The 25,166-nt window shown below is 48.2% G+C and carries 27 protein-coding genes; 20 read left to right on the forward strand and 7 right to left on the reverse strand.

The features are described from left to right. The first annotated feature begins 127 nt into the window (after positions 1-127). The 3 genes from KNO69_RS05255 (at position 128) to KNO69_RS05265 (ending at position 3,751) form a co-directional block, all read left to right on the forward strand. Complete coding sequence (locus KNO69_RS05255; protein ID WP_244150779.1) at positions 128-1,024, forward strand: peptidase U32 family protein; 897 nt, start codon at positions 128-130, stop codon at positions 1,022-1,024. 9 nt (positions 1,025-1,033) lie between these two features. Further along, positions 1,034-2,275, forward strand: a complete 1,242-nt coding sequence (locus KNO69_RS05260; protein WP_214816482.1) for a peptidase U32 family protein — start codon at positions 1,034-1,036, stop codon at positions 2,273-2,275. A 78-nt stretch (positions 2,276-2,353) separates the two neighbouring features. Beyond that, entirely contained in the window at positions 2,354-3,751 is a 1,398-nt protein-coding gene (locus KNO69_RS05265) for an MATE family efflux transporter (protein WP_214816484.1), read from the forward strand. Here the strand turns inward: KNO69_RS05265 and KNO69_RS05270 are convergent, their stop codons facing one another. Further along, complete coding sequence (locus KNO69_RS05270; RefSeq protein ID WP_214816486.1) at positions 3,752-4,615, reverse strand: DMT family transporter; 864 nt, start codon at positions 4,613-4,615, stop codon at positions 3,752-3,754. A gap of 199 nt (positions 4,616-4,814) precedes the next feature. Between KNO69_RS05270 and KNO69_RS05275 the strand changes: the two genes are divergently transcribed. Next, entirely contained in the window at positions 4,815-6,941 is a 2,127-nt protein-coding gene (locus KNO69_RS05275) for a DNA topoisomerase III (protein ID WP_214816488.1), read from the forward strand. A gap of 14 nt (positions 6,942-6,955) precedes the next feature. On the opposite strand, the gene ytzI is transcribed toward KNO69_RS05275, so the two are convergent. Next, positions 6,956-7,147 carry a YtzI protein gene (gene ytzI / locus KNO69_RS05280; RefSeq protein WP_074036770.1) on the reverse strand — a complete coding sequence of 64 codons (192 nt, stop codon included), beginning with the start codon at positions 7,145-7,147 and terminating at the stop codon, positions 6,956-6,958. 144 nt (positions 7,148-7,291) lie between these two features. Here ytzI and KNO69_RS05285 point away from each other — a divergent pair, with 144 nt between their 5' ends. Continuing rightward, positions 7,292-8,404 carry a PP2C family protein-serine/threonine phosphatase gene (locus KNO69_RS05285; protein ID WP_074036772.1) on the forward strand — a complete coding sequence of 371 codons (1,113 nt, stop codon included), beginning with the start codon at positions 7,292-7,294 and terminating at the stop codon, positions 8,402-8,404. Between the two features lie 37 nt (positions 8,405-8,441). On the opposite strand, the gene KNO69_RS05290 is transcribed toward KNO69_RS05285, so the two are convergent. After that, entirely contained in the window at positions 8,442-9,377 is a 936-nt protein-coding gene (locus tag KNO69_RS05290; RefSeq protein ID WP_012726524.1) for a magnesium transporter CorA family protein, read from the reverse strand. Positions 9,378-9,533: 156 nt separating this feature from the next. Between KNO69_RS05290 and KNO69_RS05295 the strand changes: the two genes are divergently transcribed. Continuing rightward, on the forward strand, positions 9,534-9,896 hold the full coding sequence (locus KNO69_RS05295; protein WP_230872919.1) for an Hpt domain-containing protein: 363 nt from the start codon (positions 9,534-9,536) through the stop codon (positions 9,894-9,896). 36 nt (positions 9,897-9,932) lie between these two features. On the opposite strand, the gene KNO69_RS05300 is transcribed toward KNO69_RS05295, so the two are convergent. Next, positions 9,933-10,814, reverse strand: a complete 882-nt coding sequence (locus tag KNO69_RS05300) for a chemotaxis protein CheV (RefSeq protein ID WP_214816490.1) — start codon at positions 10,812-10,814, stop codon at positions 9,933-9,935. A 222-nt stretch (positions 10,815-11,036) separates the two neighbouring features. Between KNO69_RS05300 and KNO69_RS05305 the strand changes: the two genes are divergently transcribed. The 9 genes from KNO69_RS05305 (at position 11,037) to KNO69_RS05345 (ending at position 19,331) form a co-directional block, all read left to right on the forward strand. After that, positions 11,037-12,473: an NADP-dependent glyceraldehyde-3-phosphate dehydrogenase gene (locus tag KNO69_RS05305; RefSeq protein ID WP_214816493.1), complete on the forward strand. Its 1,437-nt coding sequence runs from the start codon at positions 11,037-11,039 to the stop codon at positions 12,471-12,473. Positions 12,474-12,581: 108 nt separating this feature from the next. Further along, positions 12,582-13,556, forward strand: a complete 975-nt coding sequence (locus tag KNO69_RS05310; RefSeq protein ID WP_214816496.1) for an MBL fold metallo-hydrolase — start codon at positions 12,582-12,584, stop codon at positions 13,554-13,556. Further along, positions 13,553-14,296: an SDR family NAD(P)-dependent oxidoreductase gene (locus KNO69_RS05315; protein WP_214816498.1), complete on the forward strand. Its 744-nt coding sequence runs from the start codon at positions 13,553-13,555 to the stop codon at positions 14,294-14,296. Before KNO69_RS05310 ends, KNO69_RS05315 begins: the two co-directional genes overlap by 4 nt. A gap of 14 nt (positions 14,297-14,310) precedes the next feature. After that, positions 14,311-15,486: an ABC transporter substrate-binding protein gene (locus tag KNO69_RS05320; protein WP_214816500.1), complete on the forward strand. Its 1,176-nt coding sequence runs from the start codon at positions 14,311-14,313 to the stop codon at positions 15,484-15,486. Further along, entirely contained in the window at positions 15,473-16,246 is a 774-nt protein-coding gene (locus KNO69_RS05325) for an ABC transporter permease subunit (protein ID WP_214816503.1), read from the forward strand. The genes KNO69_RS05320 and KNO69_RS05325 overlap by 14 nt, the downstream gene beginning before the upstream one ends. Further along, a complete protein-coding gene (locus tag KNO69_RS05330) occupies positions 16,243-16,950 on the forward strand; it encodes an ABC transporter permease subunit (RefSeq protein WP_214816505.1) in 708 nt (235 codons plus the stop codon). The genes KNO69_RS05325 and KNO69_RS05330 overlap by 4 nt, the downstream gene beginning before the upstream one ends. After that, positions 16,947-17,825 carry an ABC transporter ATP-binding protein gene (locus tag KNO69_RS05335; RefSeq protein WP_074036787.1) on the forward strand — a complete coding sequence of 293 codons (879 nt, stop codon included), beginning with the start codon at positions 16,947-16,949 and terminating at the stop codon, positions 17,823-17,825. Before KNO69_RS05330 ends, KNO69_RS05335 begins: the two co-directional genes overlap by 4 nt. A 1-nt stretch (position 17,826) precedes the next feature. Further along, entirely contained in the window at positions 17,827-18,408 is a 582-nt protein-coding gene (locus KNO69_RS05340) for a CDP-alcohol phosphatidyltransferase family protein (RefSeq protein ID WP_012726514.1), read from the forward strand. Continuing rightward, the gene (locus KNO69_RS05345; RefSeq protein ID WP_214816507.1) at positions 18,405-19,331 is read left to right on the forward strand and encodes an NAD(P)/FAD-dependent oxidoreductase; all 927 of its coding nucleotides are present in this window, start codon (positions 18,405-18,407) and stop codon (positions 19,329-19,331) included. The genes KNO69_RS05340 and KNO69_RS05345 overlap by 4 nt, the downstream gene beginning before the upstream one ends. 16 nt (positions 19,332-19,347) lie before the next feature. On the opposite strand, the gene KNO69_RS05350 is transcribed toward KNO69_RS05345, so the two are convergent. Next, positions 19,348-19,701, reverse strand: coding sequence for a hypothetical protein (locus KNO69_RS05350; protein ID WP_214816509.1), 354 nt, complete (start codon positions 19,699-19,701; stop codon positions 19,348-19,350). A gap of 101 nt (positions 19,702-19,802) precedes the next feature. Beyond that, positions 19,803-20,117, reverse strand: a complete 315-nt coding sequence (locus KNO69_RS05355) for a thioredoxin family protein (protein WP_074033245.1) — start codon at positions 20,115-20,117, stop codon at positions 19,803-19,805. Positions 20,118-20,240: 123 nt separating this feature from the next. Here KNO69_RS05355 and KNO69_RS05360 point away from each other — a divergent pair, with 123 nt between their 5' ends. Beyond that, a complete protein-coding gene (locus tag KNO69_RS05360) occupies positions 20,241-20,789 on the forward strand; it encodes a PadR family transcriptional regulator (protein WP_082131999.1) in 549 nt (182 codons plus the stop codon). A 5-nt stretch (positions 20,790-20,794) separates the two neighbouring features. Here KNO69_RS05360 and KNO69_RS05365 read toward each other — a convergent pair whose 3' ends face one another. Continuing rightward, positions 20,795-21,625, reverse strand: a complete 831-nt coding sequence (locus tag KNO69_RS05365; RefSeq protein WP_214816512.1) for an aldo/keto reductase — start codon at positions 21,623-21,625, stop codon at positions 20,795-20,797. A gap of 72 nt (positions 21,626-21,697) precedes the next feature. Between KNO69_RS05365 and KNO69_RS05370 the strand changes: the two genes are divergently transcribed. The 4 genes from KNO69_RS05370 (at position 21,698) to deoB (ending at position 25,153) form a co-directional block, all read left to right on the forward strand. Beyond that, positions 21,698-22,228: an NUDIX domain-containing protein gene (locus KNO69_RS05370; protein ID WP_214816515.1), complete on the forward strand. Its 531-nt coding sequence runs from the start codon at positions 21,698-21,700 to the stop codon at positions 22,226-22,228. Positions 22,229-22,340: 112 nt separating this feature from the next. Next, positions 22,341-22,820 (forward strand): ferric iron uptake transcriptional regulator, encoded by a 480-nt coding sequence (fur, locus tag KNO69_RS05375; protein WP_012726507.1) that lies wholly within the window; start codon positions 22,341-22,343, stop codon positions 22,818-22,820. 258 nt (positions 22,821-23,078) lie between these two features. Continuing rightward, positions 23,079-23,963 carry a site-specific tyrosine recombinase XerD gene (gene xerD / locus KNO69_RS05380; protein ID WP_214816518.1) on the forward strand — a complete coding sequence of 295 codons (885 nt, stop codon included), beginning with the start codon at positions 23,079-23,081 and terminating at the stop codon, positions 23,961-23,963. Between the two features lie 23 nt (positions 23,964-23,986). After that, positions 23,987-25,153 (forward strand): phosphopentomutase, encoded by a 1,167-nt coding sequence (deoB, locus tag KNO69_RS05385; protein ID WP_214816521.1) that lies wholly within the window; start codon positions 23,987-23,989, stop codon positions 25,151-25,153. Positions 25,154-25,166: the final 13 nt, after the last annotated feature.

The raw sequence follows: 25,166 nt of genomic DNA on the forward strand, positions 1-25,166 counted from the left end.
ATACATTGTTACTGAATTCTTCACGAGTTGTTAAAATCCTGCTCCGTTCGCACATTGAAACATATGCTAAAGTATAGCAAGAAAATGTGATTAGACTCACAAAGTAGGGAGTAGAACAAATATGATGATTCAGCTCGTCACTACGGCGCAAAGCGTTGATCAGGCAGAAGCGTTAATCAAAGCCGGCGCGGACCGACTATATATCGGAAATTCAAGGTTTGGGTTGAGACAAAAAGGTGACTGGACAATCGATGCTGTGAGAGAAGTCACACAACTTGCCCATCGGTATGGGAAAGAAGTGACGGTAGCCGTCAACAACCTGATGCACAATGACCACATTGAAGAGTTAAAAGATTATTTGCAAACGCTGAAAACGATAGGAGTCGATGATGTCACCGCTGGAGACCCCGGCGCCATTCGCTTGATTCGACAGGCAAAGATTCCGTATTGGTATGATGCCCAAACGCTCGTCACATCCGCCAAACAGATCCAATTTTGGGGGAAACGCGAAGCGATTGGAGCGGTCGTCGCCCGCGAAGTGACAATCGAAGAACTCGTCTTGATCCAGCAGCAAATCGGACTTCCTGTTGAAGTACAAGTATATGGTCCGACATGCATCCATCACTCTAAACGCCCACTCGTGACGAATTACTTTAACGAACTCGGAAGACCGGTTGAAGAAGCAAAACAACGCGAATTTTATATGAGCGAACCGGCAGATACGACCAGTCGTTATCCCATCTATGAGGACGAGAACGGCACCCATATTTTCTCTGAGGATTTGACGCTCATGGGTCAGCTTCCGACGTTAGTCAAAAATGGACTTCACACGTGGAAGCTAGACGGATGGCACGCCGGGGACCAGTTTGTTGAAATCGTTCAGTTGTTTACTTATGCCCGGACGAATTTGTTGAACGGTCGATTTGATCGTGTAGAGATGGAACATCGTCTTCACGAGCTTCAACCGGAAACGTTCCGTCTCGGTACGGGACTGTGGTTACGAAAACCAGAAGAGATTAAGTGAGGGATCAAGATGAAACGACGTCCAGAATTATTAGCGCCAGCAGGAAACTTAGAGAAATTAAAGATGGCCATCCATTATGGTGCCGATGCGGTCTATATCGGCGGACAGCAGTTCGGGTTACGTTCACGTGCCGGTAATTTCAGTTATGACGAGATGCGTGAAGGGGTAGCCTTCGCACATGCGTACGGCGCGAAAGTATACGTCGCTGCGAACATGGTGACGCATGAAGGCGATATCGAGGGGGCAGGTGACTTCTTCCGAACACTTCGAGATATCGGAATCGATGCAGTCATCGTCTCGGATCCAGCGATGATTGAAACTTGTCTTACGGAAGCAGAAGGGTTGCCCGTCCATTTGTCGACCCAAGCTTCGGCGACAAACTACGAGACCCTTCGTTTCTGGAAGGAAGAAGGACTCGAACGAATCGTCTTGGCTCGTGAGGTATCGATGGATGAAATTATTAAAATGAAACAGGAAGTCGATGTCGAAATTGAGACGTTCGTCCATGGGGCGATGTGTATCTCGTATTCCGGTCGATGCACGTTATCAAATCACATGACATTACGAGATGCCAACCGTGGGGGATGTGCCCAATCATGCCGCTGGAAATATGGTTTCTTTGAAGAAGGTGATCTTCTAACAGAAGAGATGGAAGCGCGTGACGAAGAGCCGTTCTCGATGAGTTCAGTTGATTTATCGATGGTCCGCCACATTCCTGACTTGGTGGAGGCAGGAGTCGATAGTTTGAAGATTGAGGGACGAATGAAATCGATTCATTACGTCGCGACGGTGTGTAACGTCTATCGTCAAGTGATTGATGCGTACTGTGAAGATCCAGAGCATTTCGTCTTCGACCCTGCATGGGAAGAAGAAATTTGGAAAGCGGCCCAACGTGAGCTCGCGACCGGGTTCTATTACGGGATCCCGACTGAAAAAGAGCAATTGTTCGGGAAACCTCGTTCGATTCCGCAATTTGCGTTTGCAGCTCGTGTCATCTCATACGACCCTGCGACGGGTATGGCAACGCTCGAACAGCGGAATCACTTTTCAATCGGTGAAGAGGTTGAATTTTTCGGACCCGGATTTGTTCGTTTTTCACAAGTCATTGATACGATGGAGGATGTGGACGGTCACCTCCTCGAGTCTGCTAACCAAGCGATGATGACAATTCGTGTAAAAGTGGATCGGCCAGTCGCGACCGATTACATTATGCGTAAGCGAAAAGGTGTGCGTGCTCGTTCGCTCGTTTGACACATCCACCGAGCCAACATAGTCGCCCGTTCCGTTCAATCCTGCTACCCTAAGAAGTAGAGACGGAGGGATGGAAGAATGAACCAAAATACGGAGCAATTACGGACTGAGCCCATCGGCAGACTCCTCTTCAAGTTATCGCTTCCGGCGATGATTGGGATGCTCGTGACGGCGCTCTACAATATCATTGATACGATTTTTGTCGCCCGAGGGATCGGTGCATCGGCAGTCGCTGCCATCGGGATTGCGTTTCCGATTCAGATGATTTTAATGGCCGTGTCGAGTGCCGTTGGTCTAGGTGGGGCGTCTATCAGTTCGAGGAAGCTTGGACGCGGTGACGATGCCGGTGCAGCCGTTACATTCTTGAACGTACTTGTCCTCGTCGGTCTGTTTGCGGCACTTGCGGTCAGTTCTGCTTTCTTTATGTTAGATGAAATTTTAAAAGTGTTCGGTGCGACGACCGAAATCATGGATCTCAGCCGACAGTACTTATCAGTTGTCTTGATTAGCTCACCATTCTTCATGTTCACACTCGCTTCGAGTGCGATGGTTCGTGCTGAAGGACAGGCACCTTATCAAATGAAGGTCATGCTGACGACCGTTCTCGTCAACCTCGTGACGACCCCGCTCTTCATTTTCACGTTCGACTGGGGCATGTACGGGGCAGCGACTTCGACGGCACTCGCCCAAGTCATCGGTTCCGTATTGATGCTGCGCTTCTTCTTCGCCCGAAAACCAAAAACGGAACTGCGCTTCAAGTGGCGTCAGTTCCGGATTCGATTCGATGAGATAAAAGAAATCATGGCAATCGGTTCGTCTTCGTTCATCATGATGGTGTCCCAATCCATTTTATTCGTTGGTGTCAACGTGATGCTCGGTACGTACGGCGGGACCGAAGAATTGGCCATTTTCGCCATTATCAACAAGTTCATGGCGCTCGTTGGTATGCCAATCATGGGAATCGTCCAAGGGATGCAACCAATCGTTGGATATAACTACGGTGCAGAGCGATTCGACCGAATGCGTGAAACCATTTGGACGGCGATGCGGGCCGGGATTGCGATTGCTGTCATCATTTGGTTGATTCTGCAGCTATTCCCGCAAACACTCATGGGCTGGTTCTCGACGGATGAGGCGCTCATTGCTGGCGGTGTGACGGCGATTCACATTTTGTTCGCCGTTTCCTTCCTTCCGAGTGTTCAGATGCTCGTCAATGGAATCTATCAGTCCCTCGGGAAAGCACGCGTCGCTATGTTCTTGTCCCTTTCACGTCAGACGCTCTACACGATTCCGCTCGTCTTTATTCTCCCGTCGTTCCTCGGAGTGTTCGGCGTATGGTTGGCATTCCCAATCGCTGATGCGATGACATTTTTGACGGCTGTTGCTTTGGCATTCTGGGACCGTAAATTATTATTCCGTCCTTCAGAAGAAGATAAAGAAGCACGTGATGTAAATCCAAAAGCGACAAACTTATGATCAAACGTCCGCTCGTGTCGAGCGGGCGTCTTCTTTTAGGAACAAGTATATCCCACCGAGGAGGACGATCGCACCGATCCATTGGAACGGTCCAAGTCGCTCTCCGAAGAAGGCGTATCCAAACAGCATTCCCCACAACGCCTCTCCAAGAATCGTGATACTGACGACGGTCGCACTGACACGGGCAAGCGCATAGTTGAACAGATTGTGCCCGAGGATTGTCGGGAAGAAAGCGAGCGCGAGGAAGTACCACCAGTTGATGGATTCAAAGGCAGTGAATGTCGTGCCGCGAACGAGCAACATGAAGCAAAGCACGACCGTCGCAACGAGATATACGCTAAAAGAATATGTATTCGTGTTCATCGAAGCTCGTACATGCTGCCCAACGAGCCAATACCCTGCAATCAATAGGGCGGCAATCAAGGCGAGTAGGTCTCCGAAGAGGGCTTCACGGCCGAGTTGAACGTCCCCCGCAGCGACGAGCATGCCCCCAAGGACAGCGACGAGCGCGAAGGCAAGTCCTTTTCGAGTCGGATTCTTTTTAAAGATGAGTGCATTCCCGATCAACACAAAAATTGGACTCGACGTGACAAATAGTGTGGAGCTGGCAACCGTGGTGTAATCGAGTGACAAAAACCAAAGCCAAAAGTGAAACGCCAGTAACGTTCCGCTAAGGAGCAGAGCGTAGCGAGTCATGAGGCGAGTGGTGATGAGTGATTTGAAATCGACAAACGGTAACAACATGAGACACGTGAACAGCATACGGTAAAATGCGGCAGTCTCGGCAGGTGCCGACGTCCATTTGACGAAGAGGACGCTCGTCGATAAGAAAAAGACAGCAGCGAACAAGATGAGATAAGACATGGCGACACTCCTTCACAGTTGTACTTCTCTGTTAATAATATCGGAAAACAGCCACGAGGCAAGACATGATTCAGAAATAGCAAACAAATGCTCCCCTCTCGATGTGTCCATCTTTGACTTGATATAGTAAAATACATAGTAGAAGCTAGCTAATCATGTACGTCTTGCCATTATGTAGGAGGCAAAGTAAGGAGTTCTTATGAGACTAATCATTGCGGAAAAGCCATCACAAGCTCAAAAGTTGGCTGCTCCCTACCCATCAAAAAAGCGAAAAGACGAGATTGAAATCTCACCTTGTCCCCGTTTCCCGGAAGGGGCGATTGTCGTATGGGCGGTCGGTCACCTTTGTGAACTTCAAGAACCGTCGCACTATCGTCCGGAATGGAAGTCGTGGAAGTACGAGGCACTTCCGATTGTCCCAGAACGATTTGATTATCGTATTTCAAAAGGGAAGTCGAAACCGTTCTATGCCATCAAAAAATGGCTCCATGATCGCTCGATTACTGATGTCATCATCGCATCGGATGCCGAAAGGGAAGGGGAAGCAATCGTTCGTCTGATCCTCCGACTCGCAGGTAACAAAAAACCGCTTGCTCGACTATGGATCTCGAGTTTGACGGAGCAAGCAGTCGATCGTGGATTCTCGCAACTGTTGCCTGGTGAACAGACGATTCCATACTACCATGAGGCGATGAGCCGCGCCTGTGCGGACTGGCTCGTTGGGATGAATGCGTCTCGTGCCTATACGACGTTGTTGAAGACAATTGGGATTGAAGACGTATTCTCGCTCGGTCGTGTGCAAACCCCGACTCTTGCCTTAATCGTCAATCGCGAACGAGAAATCAAACAATTCGTGCCAGAACCATACTTCGAAGTCGAGGCGACACTTGCAAAAGGTCGAGGCACGTTCAAAGCGAAGTACACGTTTGGAAAGACAACGAAGCTCAAAACGCGTGAGGAAGCCGATGCGGTCGTCAAACGGGCATCTGGAACTGCGATTGTGAAGACAATCGACAAAGAAGAAAAAATCGAGCAACCGCCATTTTGGTTCAGTTTATCCGGATTACAAGCGGAGGCAGGGAAACGCTTCGGATTCGGAGCGAAAAAGACACTTGATATCGCTCAAAAGTTATATACGAAAGGGTGGATTAGTTACCCTCGGACCGATTCGGGATTTGTCACACCAGATGAGGCAACGCTATTTCCACAGACAAAGGCAAGACTGCTAAAGTCCGAAGCCTATGCCGGACTTCGTGACCTATTGACTGAGGACCCGTCGAAAAATCGACGCTATGTCAATGCCAAGAAAGTCAGTGACCACTACGCAATCATCCCGACGGAGGCATGTGGTGACGTCACTCGACTCGGTGGGGATGATGCGAAACTGTATGATTTGATCAATCGACGCTTCCTTGCGGCCTTTGCTCCCGCAGCGATGCTCGAGAAGACAACGGTTGATTTGATTGATGGAAGCGACTTGTATCGAGCAAAAGGAACCGTCGTTGTGAGTCCTGGCTATCGACAAGTCGTTGAGATGAAATCAAAAGATGTCGAACTTCCGGCGATGATGGTCGGTGAAGAATTAAAAGAGAAGAAAGTTGAAGTGTTGTCGAAACAGACAGAGCCACCGAAGCGATATACGGAGGGCGCGCTCATTATGGCGATGAAAGTCGCCGGGAAACAACTCGATGACGAAGAGCTGATTCATATCATGAAAGAAGTAGAGGGTCTTGGGACTGAGGCTACACGTGCCAACATCATCGATGGATTGAAGAAGCGAGGCTATGTCCAACTTCAGAAAAAAGAGCTTGTTCCAACAGACAAGGGTCGCCTGTTGATTGATGTCCTTGGAGATAGTATTTTGGCATCACCCGCCATGACGGCGAAATGGGAGAAGCGACTCCATGAGATCGGTCAAGCATCGGCATCCGCTGCCGAATTCATTGAACAAGCGAAGAAGATGTCCGTTCATTTGGTCGAAGAAGCGAAATCGCGAGTAGAGGCGGCTAATCCAGAGGGCTATACGATTGAGGCGAAACGTTATGGCAAGAAAGGAACGACTCGACCGAAGGCATCATTTGGTGTCTGTCCGAATTGTGGAAAAGGGCTTGTCGAACATCCAAAGTTCATCGGGTGCAGCGGTTATCGGGAAGGATGTCGCTTCACCGTCTCCAAACAAGTGCTTGGCGTCGGACTCGTCAAAGATGAGTTGAAGCAAATGATCAATGGCGGGCAGTCGAACGTCCATACGTTCAAAAAGGGAGACAAGACATTCAATGCCTCATTGTATTTAGAAAAAGGTACACTTCGATTTGAATTCAAATAAAAAAGGGTCGCGCATTAGAGCGGCCCTTCTGTCTGGTCAGTCTTTTCTCTCTTCTTGTCATCTTCAATGCGACGATTGATTTCGTCATAGTCGAGCACGATGTCGTCTTTATTGTCTTTATAGGCGTATCCTTTTTGGATGACGACGATGGATGCGATGAGGACGAGTAAAATAATTAAACCGCTTACGGCGAATATCCAGGCCATATGAACCCCTCACTTTCTCTCTTCAGTATGCCAAACAGTGGACAGGTTCTTCAACTAGAATGAATAGACGGTTATGTCGTATGCGAGTGAAAAGATATGGTACAATACGATATAGATTACTACGTAGAGAAGGAAGGGATAGTCATGGCGATTTTGATTGTGGATGATGAACCGGTCAATACGCTCGTACTTGAGCAACTGCTTCACCAGCACGACTATGAGACGGTATCGGTCTCGAGTGGGGAAGAAGCGCTCGATTTACTGATGGCCCCACAAGCCGCATCGCTGTATGATCTCGTCCTGTTGGATGTCGAAATGCCTGGGATTTCAGGAATCGAGACGTGCAAACGGATTCGGCAGATGGCTGACTTTGAAGAGTTGCCGGTCATCATGGTTTCCGGACGAACGGAAGAGAAGCAGATTGCCGAGGGACTCGATGCGGAAGCGTCAGATTACACGACCAAACCAATCAAAATAACAGAATTACTCGCACGAATCCGTTCTGCCCTCCGTTATAAGGCGGCTGTTGATGAACGGAAAATTTATGAGGCCCGTCTTCAGTATGATTTGGACCTTGCCCAAAAGATTCAACAGAGTGCGCTTACTCCACCAATCAGTAATGAAGAGATTGATGTTCGTGCGCTCTATCTGCCTTCTAAAAAACTAGCCGGAGACATGTACGCGTGGTTTCAGGTCGCACCGGACCGATACGGGGTCATCATCTTTGATGTCATGGGACATGGGGTCTCATCGGCGCTCATCACGATGGGAATCCGTTCAATCCTACCTGGGCTTGTCGGGAACGTGCAATATCCGGTAGACGTCATGACGGAGTTGAACCGTCAGATGACGTTCCTCTTCTCGGGTGACGATATGCACAGCTACTTCACGGCGGTCTATTGCTACATCGACACGACAAAACGTAGAATCGAATATGTGAATGCGGGTCATCCGCCTGTCATCGTGACGTCAGAAGAAGGAAACTGTCGTCTTGAGACGACAGGGGTACCAGTCGGTATGTTCGAGGAACCGAATTATGAATCCAAAGAGATTGACATCACACCGAATATGACGCTTCATATGTATACGGATGGACTCATGGAGTGTTACAGCAAAGATATCGATGATGGGATTCGATGGCTAGAAAAGGACGTTTCCACATATGGTCTGGACTATAGTCGTCACGTCGCTGAACAGCTTGTGCCAAAGATTGAAATTGAAGACGATTTATGTCTCGTCACGGTCAAAATCACATGAAAAGAGCCTGACGCAACGTGCGTCAGGCTCTTTTTTGCTAGAAATATCGCTTTCGCCAAAGGATATAGAAGGCGAGACCGGAAAATCCAATCATCATCGTGATGGCCATGATGAATCCGAACGGTTGTCCTTCCCATGGAACTTGAACGTTCATCCCAAAAATTCCAGATATCATTGTCGGGATGCTGAGGACAATCGTGATGGATGCCAAGAATTTCATGACGAAGTTAACATTGTTCGAAATGATGGATCCGAATGCTTCCATCTTGATGCTGATGATGTCGTTATAAATCGATGCCATTTCCATCGCTTGTCGGTGTTCGACAAAAACGTCTTCGAGTAGTTCTTCGTCCTCTTCATGCTTCTCCAAACTCGGTGTCTTGACGATTCGGTCCAAGACGCTATCATTCGCTTTTAACGAAGTCATGAAGTAGACGAGAGATTTTTGAAGGTTCATCAACTGGAAAATCTCTTGGTTTCGCATGGAACGCTGCAACTCTTGCTCGAGTTCGTCCATTCTTCGGTCGATTTGACGCAAGAAGCGCAAATACGTCATGCTCACACGATGTAAAATCTGAAAGACGAAGCGACTACGATAGTTTGTTCGGAACAGTCTTGCCTTCCCGTTAGCGAACAAATTCAACACGTCGAGATCTCGCGAGCAGACGGTAATGAAATGTCGTCCGGTCACGATGATACCGAGCGGGATCGTATTATACGTGCGACCTGTATCATCTTCCTCCACATACGGAACGTCGATGATCATGAGAAGTCCTTCATCATCTTTTTCAAAACGTGGTTTCTCTTCGATATCAAGTGGGTCATATACAAAGTCTTCTGGAATACCGGACGCCTCGATGACTTGATCGGCCTCATCTTTTGTCGGGTTCACGAGTTGGATCCAGCTTCCTTTATCAAAGTCTTCGATTTCATCCACATGGCCTGATGCGTCAGTACGGTAAATCGTCAGCATGCATCTTCCTCCTACCTTAACTCAATCTTATTATAGGTAGCCAAAATGAAGAGTGCAATCCAAAGCAGGAGTTTTTTTGTTTTCTCTCGAAAACGTGTTACAGTTAGAGGGAACGATTGGAATATCGTTTATTGAGGAGGGGTTATATTGACTAGAATGCCCGAAGACGCTCTGTTCAATGAAGAAAAACTAGCAGAGCTTCACCAAATCGCAAACGGAAACATTGAGTTCTTAAATAAAATTGCAACCACATATATCCAGCAGTTCGAGGCGAAGTATCCTGAACTTCAATCGGCAGTCGAGTCGAAAGATTATTCTCGCGTCGAGCAACTCGCCCATTTATTGAAAGGGGCCTCCTATTCAGTTGGTCTAGAACAGACGGCGCTTCTTTTCCACGACCTTGAAGTGGCTGGAGAAAATGCACATCTAGATGGAGCGACTGAAACATTGGCAACCATCGAATCGCATAGTAAGCGTTTTTTAACCGAATGGAATACGCATTTTGAACAATTCACATAAAAAAAGTTTGCGACGGAGAAGTCGCAAACTTTTTTATTATCCTACAAATTCATCGAGCGTTGCAATCAACATTCCGATTTCTGGTTTCGTGATTTGAGCGTTCGCACCGACGGCTTCCCCTTTATGTTTCAAGTCATCTGAAATAAGTGACGAGAAGATGATGATTGGAAGTGTTGCGTATTGGTCCATCTCACGAAGACGCTTCGTCAAATGAAGTCCATCCATCTGTGGCATCTCAATGTCGGTGATGAGGAGGTCACACTCGGCACCTTCTTGTTCAAACGCATCGAGTGCCTCTTTCCCGTTATTGAAGACAGTCGTATTGAAGTACCCCGCGTCATCCAACGTGTCGAGAATCAATGTGCGGAGCATTTCTGAATCTTCAGCAATCCAAATGTTTTTGTTCGAGCGCTCACGAGCGCCGAGTCGCTTCACAGATTCGCGAGCCATGATGTCCTTACGTGACAACTCGAGCGCGATTCGCTCATAATCGAGCAAGATGATCATTTGGTCACCTGTTTTGACGACACCGTTTGTAATGCCTTGAACACCACGTGCGAGATCGGACGGGGTATCAATTTGTTCCCAAGAGATGCGTTTGATCTCGGTTACCTGGTCGACACGAAGAACCGACTTCTCACCGTTGAACTCACAGACAATCAAACGATCATCACTTCCGACTTCACGCGGATGGCTGATGACCATCGGAAGGTCGATGACGGTCATGACTTCACCGCGCAGCTCGATTAATCCCATGATGGCTTCAGGCGTACCTGGGAGTGGCGTCAATGGAAGCATCGTGATAATTTCACGTACTTTCATGACATTGATGCCGAACAAGAACGGTCCAGCTTGGAAAATGACGATTTCAAGTTCGTTCGTTCCTGCTTCAAGTAAAATATTATGATCAGTGCTCAATGGTAGTCCCTCCTATTTCACGTACTCTCATCATTACTATCGGTATCCAATCGATAAATCTACAGTAAAAATAGTGTCAACTCTCATCAGAATTCACAAAAAGTTTCATAGTAACCGTTTACATCTCATAAACTGAATCGTTATAGTTGTCCAATGCAAAAAAATCTGCATACAATGGGGTTGGCAACGAGATATTACAGCTTACTCAGGAGGCAGATAGAGATGATGAGTATGAACACATATCCATATTTATTGAATGGTCAATGGCAGGAATCTTCAAGCAACGAAACGATTGAACTCGTTTCACCATATAAAGACGAAGTCGTAGGTCGCGTTCAAGCGATGTCACGCGATGAAGTCGATGAAGCCATCCATGGCGCAAAACGTGCACAACAAGAATGGGCGGCGCTTCCGGTCAACAAGCGCGCTGAATTATTGTATGCATGGGCAGAAAAACTCGAAGAACGCGTGGATGAGATTGGTCAAATCATCATGCGAGAAGTCGGAAAAAACTTGAACGACGCGAAGAAGGAAGTCGTGCGGACGGCGGAAATCATTCGTTATACGGCTGAAGAAGGAATTCGCTTCAATGGCGGCTTCATGCAAGGCGATTCATTCCCAGGTGGCTCGAAAAACAAGATGGCCATCATCAAGAAAGAAGCGCTCGGTGTCGTCCTCGCGATTTCACCGTTCAACTACCCGGTAAACTTGGCAGCTGCTAAGATTGCGCCGGCGCTCGTCACAGGAAATGCGGTAGTCTTCAAACCAGCAACGCAAGGTGCAATCAGTGGGATCAAGATGGTCGAGGCTCTTCACGATGCCGGTCTTCCAAAAGGTCTGTTGAACCTCGTGACAGGTCGCGGTTCGGTCATCGGTGACTACTTGACATCACACCCAGGGATCGACATGATCACGTTCACAGGTGGAACGGGTACGGGTCAACATTTGTCACAACAAGCGTCGATGGTACCCGTCGTACTCGAACTCGGCGGGAAAGACCCAGCCCTCGTTTTAGAGGATGCAGACTTGACGTTAGCAGCTGACCAAATTGTCAGCGGGGCGTTCTCATATTCAGGTCAACGTTGTACAGCAATCAAGCGCGTCTTCGTCCTTGAAAATCAAGCGGATGAGCTCGTCGATATGTTGAGAGAACGTGTCGCAAAACTTTCAGTCGGTTCACCGGAAGAGAACAGCTTCATCGTTCCTTTAGTTGATGCGAAGACGACGGATTATGTACAGGGTTTGATTGACGACGCCGTCAATAAAAAGGCAACGGTCGTTTACGGTAATAAGCGTGAAGGAAACTTGCTTCACCCGACATTGCTTGATCATGTGACGACAGATATGCGTGTCGCATGGGAAGAACCGTTCGGACCGGTCCTCCCGGTCATCCGTGTGAAATCACTCGACGAGATGATCGCACTCACGAATGAATCGGAGTTTGGTCTTCAGGCGAGCGTCTTCACACAAAACGTCAATAGTGCCTTCACGGTCGCTGATAAGTTAGAAGTCGGTACGGTCCAAGTGAACGGACGGACAGAACGCGGTCCAGACCACTTCCCATTCATCGGTGTCAAGCAATCGGGACTCGGCGTTCAAGGAATCGGACGTAGCCTTGAGACGATGACACGTGATAAAGTGACGGTCATCAACCTATAATATGAATCATTCATGAGGGAGAGACATCTCCCTCTTTTTTGTTTGATTGAAAACGCATCTTTCAGACGGGTATAATGGAGAAAGACAGGAAGAAGGGGTGGTGATGACGTGGCGGACTGGATTTCTAGCCAACTGGCAAGACTCGATATCCCGACACCGTTCGAAGTCGGGAACGTGAACGTATATATCGTTGAACATATGAACCGCTTCTTCATGGTCGATTGTGGACCAGACACAGAAGAGGCGTGGACCTCGTTGAACCGTCAACTTGAAGAGCTTGAACTCTCGTTGGCGGATATCGACTTTTTATTTTTGACACATCATCATGCTGATCATGCCGGACAAGCATGGCGTCTTCGCGACGCATCCATCCCCGTGTACGGGCATGAAAAGCTCGTTCGATACTTAGAGCAAACCCCAAACTTTTTGAAGCGTGGTAATCACTTTTTACATGAATTGGCCATCTCTTTCGGGGCCCCGGCTCCACTCGTGGAAAAATTACCAGACTATCGCGAAGCGCTTCGCTGGATTGGTCCGACGACTGTCACGATGACGTTCGGGGACGGGCAAGCATTGACCTCGGATGGGGCGTGGCAGACAATCCATTTACCTGGACACGCCAGTGACCAGCTCGGGTTGATTGGTCCCGGAGGAGTCTTGATTGCCGGAGATCACCTCATCGACAAGGTCGAACCAAATCCGCTCATCGAACAGCCGTATGAAGACGAAGGATTTGCATCACCCGTCATTCTCTATATCGATTCGCTTAAAAAATTACGTGGGATTGATTTAAAGCTCGTCGTCAGTGGGCACGGTGAACCGATTCACCATCCGAATGATTTAATCGAGAGTCGAATTCGCCAACGGTATGAGCGCAGTGAACAATTGCTTGCCGAATGGGAAGATGGACTTAGCGTTTTTGATTGGTCAATGAAGTTATATGGACGAAAGATGCGACGTGGGATGCCGCTCGTCTTCAGTGAAGTGTTTGCACGACTCAGTTTACTCGAGGAACGTGGCGACATCGAGAGACGTCGAGATGATCAAAAATGGATTTATACGAAGAAAGAAGTGATGTCGTGAAAAGAGTAGTCATTACTGGTGCGTCAAGCGGGCTCGGTGCCGCATTGGCGCATTCTTTTTATGAATATGGATACAACGTATTGTTGATTGGAAGAAATGAAGAACGGTTAAAAAAGATTGCCGCAACATGTGAAGGAGACTGGATGTGCGCGGATGTCGCAAAGTCAACCGCTCTCGTTCATGATGTGAGCGAACGGTTCGGGAAATTTGACGTATGGGTCAACAATGCAGGCATGGCCGAATTTGATTTTGTGACCAATCAGTCGACGGATGTGATAGAAGAAACGATGCGTGTGAACGCTCTCGCACCGATGCTGTTATCGCGAGATGTCGCCCACGTGATGGAGCGAGAGGGTATCATCGTCAACATCTGTTCACAGGCTGCGAAAGTACCGACACCTAAGTCAGCCGTCTACGCAGGGTCAAAGGCGGCACTTTTACAGTTTTCGAACGCGCTCAGGCTAGAGTTGAAGCCTCGTGGCATTCACGTCATGACGGTCAATCCAGGACCGATTGCAACGCCGTTCTTTAATCGAGCTGATAAAAGTGGTACATATGCTGAAAGTGTTCAAAGGATCATGCTTGACCCGAAACGATTGGCTGATGCGATTGTCAGAGGAAGTCGTAAGCGAAAACGTGAAATCAATGCGCCGTGGTGGATGAACGTAGGGGCGAATGTGTATGCAATCTGTCCAACCATGTTCGAAATGCTCGCAAAAAGGGGATTTGAGAAAAAGTAAAAAGGGGGATTAAGATGAGGAAATGGAGAGTACTGCTCGCAACTGTCATGCTCACATTCGTGGCAGCGTGTGGGAGTGAACAAGCAGTTGAGTTTTCGGACTCGTTTGAAAAAGCAGCAACAACGGCAGAAGGGTCGACCGTCAACCTATATATGTGGGGTGGGGACGAGGGCATCAACAGCTACATCGATGACTACGTGGCACCTCGTCTCGAGGAATCTTACAATGTCGAATTGAACCGTGTCGCGATGGATACGGCAGAATTCATCCGACAATTATCACTCGATAAGAAAGCGGACAGACAAGTCGGGACGATCGATGCCGTCTGGATCAATGGCGATAATTTCCGAAATGCGAAAGAGGCGGGTCTTCTTCGAGACGGATTGATGGAGCGTGTCCCGAACGCCGAGTTATTAAACGAAACGGCCCAACAATCAGATGCCGGCACCCCGACAGAGGACTTGGAGCTCGCATGGGGGAATGTACAATTCATCTTGCATTACGATGCTTCGAAAGTGGACAATCCTCCTCAATCGTTTGAAGAATTACGTCGCTGGACTGAAGACAATCCAGGTCGATTCACGTATCCTGAAGTCACAGATTTCACCGGGAATGCCTTCGTCCGCCATCTATTGTATGAACGATACGGTGACGAGTTGGACCAAAAAGCGACCATTGAGGATTCGTTCTGGGATGACTTGAAAGCGTGGTCTCCGAATTTGTGGAAAGACGGACAAACGTATCCAAAGACGCTCGAACAACTCGATCAGCTCTATGCATCAGGAGAAGTTTGGATGACGATGGGATTCAACGAACGCCGAGCCGAGGCGGAAGTGACGGAAGGGATTTTCCCGAAAGAGACACGCGCGCTCGTCCTCGATCACTCCATTGCCTCGACACACTTCTTAGCAGTCCCGTTCAATGCCCCGAATCCAGATGGGGCGCTCGTTCTTCTCCAAGAACTGTTGTCTCCTGAAGCACAGCTCGTCAAACAAGGACCAGACTATTGGGGAGACGGAACATCACTCGACTTAACGAAGCTTGACGTGAATGACCAACGAGCGTTTGAAGAATTAGGGGAGGGTGTCACGTACCCAGATTCGGAGCAGTTGCTCGAACGTTCGATCCCGGATTATGGACCGAATGTGATTGACATCGTCCGCGAGGAGTGGCCGCGTGTTGCGAAGTAGTGTCGCGGTGACGATCATGGTGTCCCTTCTCCCGCTCGCTGCCCTCGTCTTTCTCGGCATAGAGGCAACGGGAACGGATTGGGGCTCGCTTCTGACAGATGAGACGTGGCGCGATAGTTTCGTCACGACGCTATATGTCGTTAGCGTGTCGACCATGTTATCGCTTGTGATCGGGACATGGCTTGCAAGAACGGTCGTCAAAAAAGGTTGGCGTTTCCTATCATCTGTACTCCGACTTCCGATGTTTGTTCCTCACATCGCCGCTGCATACCTGTTTTGGTTATTGTTCACCGGAATGAACGGCATCGGATGGATTGAGGCGAACGAACGAGACTATGTCACAGTCATCCTGACCTACATATGGAAGGAGACACCGTTCGTCTTTTTAATGATGCTCGGGACATATGAGCAATTGAATCGGGGTTACGTCGAAATGGCGAAGACGCTCCAACTCTCTCCGTTTGACCAGTTCAAACATGGGGAGTTGCCGTTTCTGATGAAACCATTACTCGATTCGGCATGGATTCTAATCGCCTTTATCTCGTTCGCATACGAGGTCCCGGCATTGCTCGGCGTGACATACCCGAAACTCATCGGTGTCCTCGCATATGAACGACTGTCGACTGGACTCTATTTAGAGGCGACAGAGCCTTATGCGGTCGCCCTCATGTGGACATGTCTTGTCGGAATCGGCGTATTCCTATCTTACGTATTGACCGCATCCATACGACGACGAATTGAACGTGGGGTGAGACGATGATTCGACAAGGGCTTCTCATCTGTTTGACGTTCATCCCGTTTATCAGCCTCTTTTTCGTAGTCCCGACAATCGAAATCGAGAACAGCATGGCAATCGTTCATACGATCGGATTGGTTGTGATTTTATCTGGGATCAACGTGTGGCTCGCGATGATGTGTGCGTGGTGGCTACTGTGGACAGATTCCAAATGGAAACATGTCATCGAATGGCTCGTCTTTTTACCATTGTTCATTCCGATGCTGGCCACATTGTTTGGCCTCTATCTGATCTTGGCGGAAGTTGGTCTGATTGGGACGTATGTCGGCGTCACCCTTGCTCTGCTCGTCGTGACGATTCCCTACTCAATCCGCCTCGCCTACAACGGAATGGCGGTCATCGGTCGACCACTTTTGGAACAAGCTAGGATTCTGCCATCGAGACGGCGAGTCATCTACGTGTTGTATCCGCTCTTTTCTAGATTGATGCGGACCATCGCGTTGTTCACGACCGTCATTTTGCTCAGTCAATTCGCGCTGATCCAGTTGATTGGTGCAGGATTGATTCCGACCGTGACGACAGAACTGTATCAATCTTATGCGGGAAACAATTGTGGTCTCGCTCTCTCGAACACATGGATGCTCATCCTATTCCCCGTTCTCCTCTATTTCCTGCTCTCAGGATGGGATCGGTATATGGTGCGTATGCTGAAAGGACGTCTTCAATGAGTTTGAATGTACAAAATCTATATAAACAATTTGGAACGAAACAAATACTAAATGGTGTCGACTTCGAGGTTAAACCTCACGACATTCACGCAATCGTCGGTGTGAGTGGTTCAGGGAAATCGACGATTCTACGAATCATCGCAGGTCTTGAGTCGACTGACAGCGGCGACGTGAAATGGAATCACCGTTCTTTAATCCCTATCCCTGCGCATAAACGGCGCGTGACGATGCTATCGCAAACGGCTTTATTGTTCCCACATTTGACAGTCGGAGAGAATGTCACGCTCGTGACTCGAGAGCGTTCTCGTAAGCAAGCCGAACATTGGCTACGAGTCGTTCAACTCGGTGACCGATATGATGCCGAGATACACGAACTGTCTGGTGGCGAACAACAACGGGTCAGTCTTGCCCGAGCTTTAGCGGCTGAACCAGAACTACTGTTATTAGATGAACCCTTTACAAACCTTGATCCCAAACTCAAGCTCGACTTGCAGCGTTTTATCCGGGACTTAGTGAAAGAACTCAACTTGACGGCGGTATTGGTCACTCATGATCGGGAAGAAGCGATGCTCATGGCAGACCAGGTGACGCTGATTGATGAAGGCAAGGTGACACGTACGGGGACGGTTGCGGAGTTATACGATACGGCCCCTGGATTCGGTGACTTTGTCATGCTCGATGGAGAACTGCGACCGTTGTCTGAAGTGGAGGTATCCGAAGCGACTGGTGTGTCGGTTCAGTTGATGAAGAAAATTTATCGATTCGGTCAATGTTTCGGGGAATATCAGTTCAAGGATGGACGATCCGTCATGTTACCGACGTGTGAAACGTACCAAACTGGAATGATTTATCGAATTAAACGAAAGGAGGAATAGTATGCTCGATACATACGGAAGTCGTTACGTTCAACCGGTCATCGAGCGTGGAGCGAATCGATTGCTCAAATGGAATTTCACGCCGAACGAAGTGACAGTACTTGGAGGAATCATCGGAATCTCGACCGGAATCTTTATCTATAATGATATGCACTGGACTGCCGTCATCTTACTGTGGCTATCTGGCTTGTTTGATGTTTTAGATGGGACGATGGCTCGAAAGTCGAAAACGAGTGGGTTTGGAACGGTGCTTGACCTCGTCTTGGACCGATTCGTCGAATTGTCGGTCGTGATTGCCCTTGCCCTTCGTTACCCGGAATATATGCCTATTTTTCTCATTCTGATTGCTTCATTTGTGATCGCCATGACACTGTTCCTAGCTGTCGGTGCGAGTAGTTCAAAGCGCTCAGAGAAGACGTTTTACTATCAGCCAGGAATTATCGAGCGAACAGAGTGCTTCATTTTGTTCACGTTGATGATTCTCTTCCCGAACTGGGTCGGCGGGATTGCTCTTATCTTTTTATTGCTTGAAGTCATGACAATCACACAACGATTCATTGAGGCACGGAGGATTTTGCGATGAAACCGAAGTTGGTGTTGGCCGGACTTGGACACGGACAGCTAGAAATTCTCGATCGTATTGAGGAGATATGCAAACATTATGATGTTCGCTTCATCGGAGACTGCCAGACGATTTATACAGGTGCGTTTCCACAAGTGATTGCCGGGCTCATGGATTCAGCTACGGTCCGATCACCTCAACTAAAGCCGGTCGCAAAGCGGGTGCTCTCGATTGACCCGATTCAGCAGACGGTTCAAACAGAAAACGGAATGTTTGAATACGATCAACTCGTTTTAGCCACCGGTGCGAAAAGTCGGGGAATCGGCACGCCACTTAAACCGATGTCACAAGCTTTACTCGACCAAATCGAATCGAGTTCACAAGTGACCATCGTCGGAGGCGGGAAGGCCGGCGTAGAATTGGCGTTCACGTGTGCTCGTACAAAGAATGTGACGCTGTATGCAAAAGAGATATTACCAGACGTCTCGGTCCATACTAGAAAGCACATCGAGCGATTGTTAGTCAGAACAGGGGTCATGGTCGTCAAACAGGCGTATCATGCAGACGCATCGGAAGGGCTCTTATTGGATGCGACGGGGGTCGTTCCCGTGGGATGGTGGGCCGAATCAGGGCTTGCAAAACCTGAGAGTTTTATAGAGGTAGACAAATATTTACGTCATCATCATTTTACAAATATATATGTAACAGGAGATATGGCATCCTGCTTAAATGGTGGCGTCGATGCTGTTAGGTCAGGGCGCTATGTCGGCAAACGGTTACTAGAGGAAACAAGTCGACCATTTCGGAGACGTCAATCGATGAATATTTTACTAACGACACCAGGGCGCGCCTTGCTAACATATGGAAAGTTTACATGGCATGGTCGGATTCCATATTATATGAAGCGCTCGATTGACTCGCGGTATGTTCGGCATTACAAGTAGTTGGGGGTTCGAACCGTTATTCGCTTAAAAGATGGCCAATCACGTCGTTCGATTCCGATTCAACGAGTACTTGTGGAATCTCGACCGTACGCTGTAAATCAGACGGAAATGTGACGAGCCAGGCACGTGTTCCTTCAAAACGTGAATCAAATAAGTCATAACGATTATCGACTGTAATGGATTGAATCGTAGCCTGTCTCCCGTTTTCATCGGTAGGTAGCCAATTCTTATTGTGTAGATAGGTCACTGCACTTTTGATGATTGCCGTTTCATCATCAGATTGTATGGATGGTGAGGTAGATGGTTGTATGCAGCCGACCAACATCATGATGGTGAAACAGAGTGGGGTGAAGAGGCGTATAAGCATCATGTTCATTCCCCTTTCTCATTTGGTTATTTCTTACAGTATAATTGAGGATGACAGAGGTGTGTGCAAAAATTCCTGCAGTCGAATGGGCTGCAGGAATCAGGTCATGCTTGGATCGTATCGAGGAATGAACGAATTTGCATCTCCGTCTTGGCGTTTGCCGAGTGGAGGTGTTCTTGTTTTACCCCGTCTTTATAGTATAGAAGTGAAGGGATGCCGCGAACTTCTTGCGCATCAGATAGCTCTGGGAGTTCGTCGCGGTCGACGATGTGCCAGTTAAATTGTGGATAGTCCTTGACGAGCTCATCGACATACATGTCTAGACGTTTACAGTCCGGGCACCATGATGTAGTGAAGACCACCATTCCGTGATCTTTTGTGGCTTCGTCAAATTGTTGTGATGAATGAATCGGTTGCATAGACAACTCTCCTTTCTTCTATCTATTTTGTCGGGTTTTTAACGGGTCGTCAACAGATTGGCATTCTCGAAACCGTTTGAGAATGTGATACACTAATAAAAATAGCATGAGAAGGAAAAGGTGATGGATATGGCGTTACGTCACGCATTGCTCGGGTTATTGACCCATCAGCCTGCGACCGGGTATGCCTTGAACGCGACGTTCAAGGCACAGATGATTCATTTTTGGAACGCCCACCATACACAGATTTATCGGGAACTGTTAAAGATGGAAGAAGAAGCACTCGTTTCGGCGGAACATGTCTCACAACAGGAGTTGCCAGACAAAAAAATCTACTCCATCACGGATCAAGGACGTGAGGAGTTAATCAATTGGTTACGTCAACCAACGTCGTTCCAACCGAAAATGAAGGATGAAAACCTCTTACGGGTCAGTTTGCTTCAATTGTTGCCGGTTGAAGAAGCGGTCCGGTACATCGAAGAGACAAAGGCGCACCATGAGCAGGTCGCACAACAGATTCGACTATTTCAAGAAGAACATCAATCGGACGAGGATACACTTGGCTATTTGCTGACGAGCGAGTATGCGATCCGAATGATGGAGAACTATGCCGGATGGGCGGATTGGGCGATTGAACAGATTCAAGCACGCAACGAAAAACACGTGACCTGAGCGGATCAGGTCACGTGTTTTGTGTATGGGTGAACCGGTAAACGAGCGAGTAAGCGATCAAGCACTTCATCATCGGTTTTGGTCTCAAATGAACGAATCGTTTCGTTCAATTGCTTGACTGAAGAGGCGCCTGGTAAGACGACGTCACAGAACCGTTTTGCAGCTTCGAGTGCATAGGCTTGAATCGGTGTCGGCATCATCGCCAATTCACTTGCGAGGTCCTCTTTTCGCCACGTCTCAAATCCCTTATCTCCGAGACGCGTCTCCCATTCATCCGTTAATAGGCCTTTGGCAAGAACCCCTCGACCGACGATGGGGATTGAAATGTTGAGCGTCTCTGCCCGGCGGTCGAGTAGGGAATACGGTGTCATGAGAACATCGAGGGTACCGGATTTGACCCAATGGTTGATGACGTTCGGACGAATCGACGAGAGTCCGATTTGTCGGATTAGACCATCTCGTTTTTGTTTTTGTGCCCATTCAATCGTTGCGTCGAGGTCATCCTCGAGCGTGCCGCCATGTATATAATATAAATCCAGATAATCGGTTTTCAATCGCTCGAGCGATCCGTGCAATGCTTCCTCTAAATAGGACGGATCAGGATTCCAACGCATGCCCTCCTCAGTCAATTCGTTGCCACCTTTACTCGCCAAAAATAAGTGTTGTCGCTCTTGACCCAACGTTTCCCCAATTACACGCTCGACAGCTTGTCGTTCATAGACGTCTGCCGTATCGATATGGCGAATCCCCGATTGAATGGCCGTTTCCAGGATATTCTTTGCCTCTTTCTCCCCATGTTTCAAAATCGTCATCGTTCCGAGTCCGAGTTCACTCATTTGGATTCCTCCTTGTTCGAAATGTAGGTTTGACTCATAATCAGAGTATATCGAAAAGTGAGGAGTAATCATATGGAAGAAAAAACGATTGAGCGGGAAGTCATTTATCAAGGCAAAATCTTCGATGTGGAAAAGCATGTCGTTTCCCTTCCGAACGGAAACACGTCTGTACGTGAACTCGTCTATCATAACGGAGCCGTCGCTGTACTCGTCATTGATGAATCGGACAACATCGTCATGGTGGAGCAGTACCGAAAAGCGTTTGAATCGATGTCGCTTGAGATTCCAGCCGGTAAGTTGGAAAAAGGCGAAGAGCCGATGGCGAGTGCCGAGCGCGAGCTAAAAGAGGAGACGGGCTACACGGCGGAATCGCTTGAAAAGATTTTTTCTTTCTACGGGGCACCCGGGTTCTGCAGTGAGCGGGTCGATGTATATGTCGCAAAAGGGTTATCTGCCGGTGAGATGAATTTAGACGAAGATGAATTTTTAAATGTGAAACGATACTCATTTGATGAAGCCGTCGATTTACTGGACCGAGGCATCATTACCGACGCCAAGACAATTATGGCAATCCAATGGTGGCAATTGTCTAGATTGAAATAATTCTAATCTAAGTACTTATATGATAAACTTACATAGTAATGATTTTAAATTGAAAATTGAGTAAAACTTCGGTATGCTTTCAGTAGTGAACTATGTAAAGAGGGGGCGCCTTATGGAAACGCGAATTGAACGAATTAAACAGCAATTGAGCGCCAAAGGATATAAATTAACACCACAACGTGAATCGACGGTACGTATCTTACTTGAGAATGAGAGTGACCATTTAAGTGCGGAGAACGTCTTCATGCTCGTGAAAAGCATCGCACCAGAAATTGGACTCGCAACGGTATATCGCACATTAGAATTATTGACAGAGCTCGGCGTGGTCGATAAAGTCAACTTCGGTGACGGGGTTGCACGTTTTGATTTACGTCCTGAAGGGGCAAATCATTCGCACCACCATCTCGTCTGCGTCGAATGCGGCTCGGTCGAGGAAATCATGGAAGACTTGCTCGTCGATGTTGAGAAAAAAGTCGAGAGCAAATATGAGTTTTTGATTAAAGACCACCGCTTGACGTTTCACGGCATCTGTAAAGTGTGCCAAGCAAAAGGCGTCACACTCGAAGGTCATAAAGCAGTCATCAACGGTTAAAGTAGTAAGGACAGACGACCCCAACAGGTCATCTGTCCTTTTTCAATGTGTGATAGATCGCTCATATATTTAAGTTGTTTGTAGTATATCGGTTCTCATTCGAACATGCCAGAAAAATAAGAAATCTGAGATGTATTTTTGTCACGTAAACGTTCACAAAAAAGTGAATAAAAAATGAGGTCAGACATCTTCACAACAGTTTACATAAGTGATATGCTGTAAGCGTATTCAGGTGAAACAAGGAAGGAGGAGGGTATGATGCGTTCGCATATCGAGTCATTTCTTCAATACATGACAGTTGAAAAGCGGATGTCCGCGAATACGAGACAGGCGTATGCGAGCGATTTGACGCAGTACGCATCGACCTTGACCCAACTTGGGGTAGAAGAGTGGAATGAAGTGACACGTTCGCATATCGTCAAACATATCGAAGAACTGTCACAGGCGGGGCGAGCCTCGTCTTCATTGAGACGAGCTGTCAGTTCAATCCGGATGTTACATCATCATCTCAAAATGACCGGAGTCACGACGACCGATCCGTCTCTTTACCTAGAATCCCCAAAAGCAGAAAAGCAACTTCCGGACACGTGGTCACAAACGGAAGTCGAGCGACTGTTGGACAGCGTCCCAACGTCGGACCCGCTCTCACTACGAGACCGGGCCATGCTGGAGTTGCTTTACGGAACGGGGATGCGGGTCAGTGAACTTTTAGGTTTGGATTTGGATGATTTGCAGTTCGAATTGGGGTATCTACAATGTGAAGGGAAAGGCGAGCGCGCACGAATCATCCCGGTATCCTCGGTCGCCCAAAGTTTCGTCGAGCGTTATATCCAACAAGCTCGTAACGGACTTGGCGGTAGAGAGACCGAAGCGCTCTTTTTAAACGGCCGAGGAGGGCGGCTCAGTCGTCAAGGATTCTGGAAGATGATCAAACGACGAGCCAAACTTGCTGGAATTGAAAAAGAGATCACACCGCACGTACTCCGTCATTCTTTTGCGACACACCTTCTCGAGAACGGTGCGGATTTACGCGCCATTCAACAGATGCTCGGTCATGCGGATTTAGCGACGACGCAAGTGTATACACACGTCAACAAATCACGATTGCATGATGTGTATCGTAAGCATCACCCTCGTGCCTAGACACCGAAAAGGAGGAATTTTTTGTGAAGAAGTTTAAACGTATTTTCTTAGTCGTCATGGACTCGGTCGGTATCGGTGAAGCACCAGATGCTGAACAGTTCGGTGACAAAGGGGCCGACACGCTCGGGCATATCGCGCGTGAACATAACGGATTGAACATGCCGAACATGGGTAAACTTGGACTTTCGAATATCAAGCCGATTCAAGGCATCGATGCATCGGATGCACCGAGTGCGTATGGTCGCATGGAAGAAATCTCAGCTGGTAAGGATACGATGACAGGACATTGGGAAATCATGGGTCTTCATATCGATACACCATTCCGTGTATTCGAGGAGTTCCCTGATGACTTGATTCACCGCCTCGAAGAGTTCAGCGGACGTAAGATCATCGGAAACAAACCGGCGTCCGGAACAGAAATTTTGGACGAACTCGGTGAAGAGCATGTCGAGACTGGCGCTCTGATTGTCTATACATCAGCCGACTCAGTCCTTCAAATCGCAGCACACGAGGACATCGTGCCGGTTGATGAGTTGTACCGAATCTGCGAATACGCTCGTGAAATCACACGCGAAGATCCATACATGCTCGGACGAATCATCGCTCGCCCGTTCATCGGGACACCAGGAGCATGGGTCCGTACGGCGAACCGTCACGACTACGCCTTGAAACCATTCGGCAAGACCGTCATGAACACGCTCGAGGAAGCTGGGAAAGAGGTCATCGCATTAGGGAAGATCAGCGATATTTACGATGGTGAAGGCGTGACAAAAGCGGTCCGCACGAAATCGAACATGGACGGCATGGACAAATTGGTCGAGTCGCTCGAGGAAGACTTCGAAGGACTCTGCTTCTTGAACTTGGTCGACTTCGACGCATTATTCGGTCATCGTCGTGACCCGGAAGGTTATGCGGTCGCGCTTGAAGAGTACGACGCTCGCCTACCGGAAGTGATGGAGCGTCTTCGTGAAGATGACCTGCTCATCATCACGGCTGATCACGGAAATGATCCTGTTCATGCTGGGACAGACCACACGCGTGAATACGTTCCGCTCATCGTTCATCACAACGGAGCGAAGGCAGTCGATTTGGGTATTCGCGGAACATTCGCGGACATCGGGGCGACGGTCGCTGACAACTTTGACGTCGCGGCACCATCACACGGAAAGAGTTTCTTAAACGAAATTTGAGGAGGCAATATTC

Source organism: Exiguobacterium sp. s131 (genome assembly GCF_018617345.1).
Lineage (GTDB): Bacteria > Bacillota > Bacilli > Exiguobacteriales > Exiguobacteriaceae > Exiguobacterium > Exiguobacterium profundum.

Excerpts from the sequence above, each read along its gene's own strand:
- KNO69_RS05260 (WP_214816482.1), top strand. The coding sequence starts at position 1,034 with ATGAAACGACGTCCAGAATTATTAGCGCCAGCAGGAAACTTAGAGAAA.
- KNO69_RS05265 (WP_214816484.1), top strand. The coding sequence starts at position 2,354 with ATGAACCAAAATACGGAGCAATTACGGACTGAGCCCATCGGCAGACTC.
- KNO69_RS05270 (WP_214816486.1), bottom strand. The coding sequence starts at position 4,615 with ATGTCTTATCTCATCTTGTTCGCTGCTGTCTTTTTCTTATCGACGAGC.
- KNO69_RS05275 (WP_214816488.1), top strand. The coding sequence starts at position 4,815 with ATGAGACTAATCATTGCGGAAAAGCCATCACAAGCTCAAAAGTTGGCT.
- ytzI (WP_074036770.1), bottom strand. The coding sequence starts at position 7,147 with ATGGCCTGGATATTCGCCGTAAGCGGTTTAATTATTTTACTCGTCCTC.
- KNO69_RS05285 (WP_074036772.1), top strand. The coding sequence starts at position 7,292 with ATGGCGATTTTGATTGTGGATGATGAACCGGTCAATACGCTCGTACTT.
- KNO69_RS05290 (WP_012726524.1), bottom strand. The coding sequence starts at position 9,377 with ATGCTGACGATTTACCGTACTGACGCATCAGGCCATGTGGATGAAATC.
- KNO69_RS05295 (WP_230872919.1), top strand. The coding sequence starts at position 9,534 with ATGCCCGAAGACGCTCTGTTCAATGAAGAAAAACTAGCAGAGCTTCAC.
- KNO69_RS05305 (WP_214816493.1), top strand. The coding sequence starts at position 11,037 with ATGATGAGTATGAACACATATCCATATTTATTGAATGGTCAATGGCAG.
- KNO69_RS05320 (WP_214816500.1), top strand. The coding sequence starts at position 14,311 with ATGAGGAAATGGAGAGTACTGCTCGCAACTGTCATGCTCACATTCGTG.
- KNO69_RS05330 (WP_214816505.1), top strand. The coding sequence starts at position 16,243 with ATGATTCGACAAGGGCTTCTCATCTGTTTGACGTTCATCCCGTTTATC.
- KNO69_RS05335 (WP_074036787.1), top strand. The coding sequence starts at position 16,947 with ATGAGTTTGAATGTACAAAATCTATATAAACAATTTGGAACGAAACAA.
- KNO69_RS05340 (WP_012726514.1), top strand. The coding sequence starts at position 17,827 with ATGCTCGATACATACGGAAGTCGTTACGTTCAACCGGTCATCGAGCGT.
- KNO69_RS05345 (WP_214816507.1), top strand. The coding sequence starts at position 18,405 with ATGAAACCGAAGTTGGTGTTGGCCGGACTTGGACACGGACAGCTAGAA.
- KNO69_RS05350 (WP_214816509.1), bottom strand. The coding sequence starts at position 19,701 with ATGATGCTTATACGCCTCTTCACCCCACTCTGTTTCACCATCATGATG.
- KNO69_RS05355 (WP_074033245.1), bottom strand. The coding sequence starts at position 20,117 with ATGCAACCGATTCATTCATCACAACAATTTGACGAAGCCACAAAAGAT.
- KNO69_RS05360 (WP_082131999.1), top strand. The coding sequence starts at position 20,241 with ATGGATATGGCGTTACGTCACGCATTGCTCGGGTTATTGACCCATCAG.
- KNO69_RS05365 (WP_214816512.1), bottom strand. The coding sequence starts at position 21,625 with ATGAGTGAACTCGGACTCGGAACGATGACGATTTTGAAACATGGGGAG.
- KNO69_RS05370 (WP_214816515.1), top strand. The coding sequence starts at position 21,698 with ATGGAAGAAAAAACGATTGAGCGGGAAGTCATTTATCAAGGCAAAATC.
- fur (WP_012726507.1), top strand. The coding sequence starts at position 22,341 with ATGGAAACGCGAATTGAACGAATTAAACAGCAATTGAGCGCCAAAGGA.
- xerD (WP_214816518.1), top strand. The coding sequence starts at position 23,079 with ATGCGTTCGCATATCGAGTCATTTCTTCAATACATGACAGTTGAAAAG.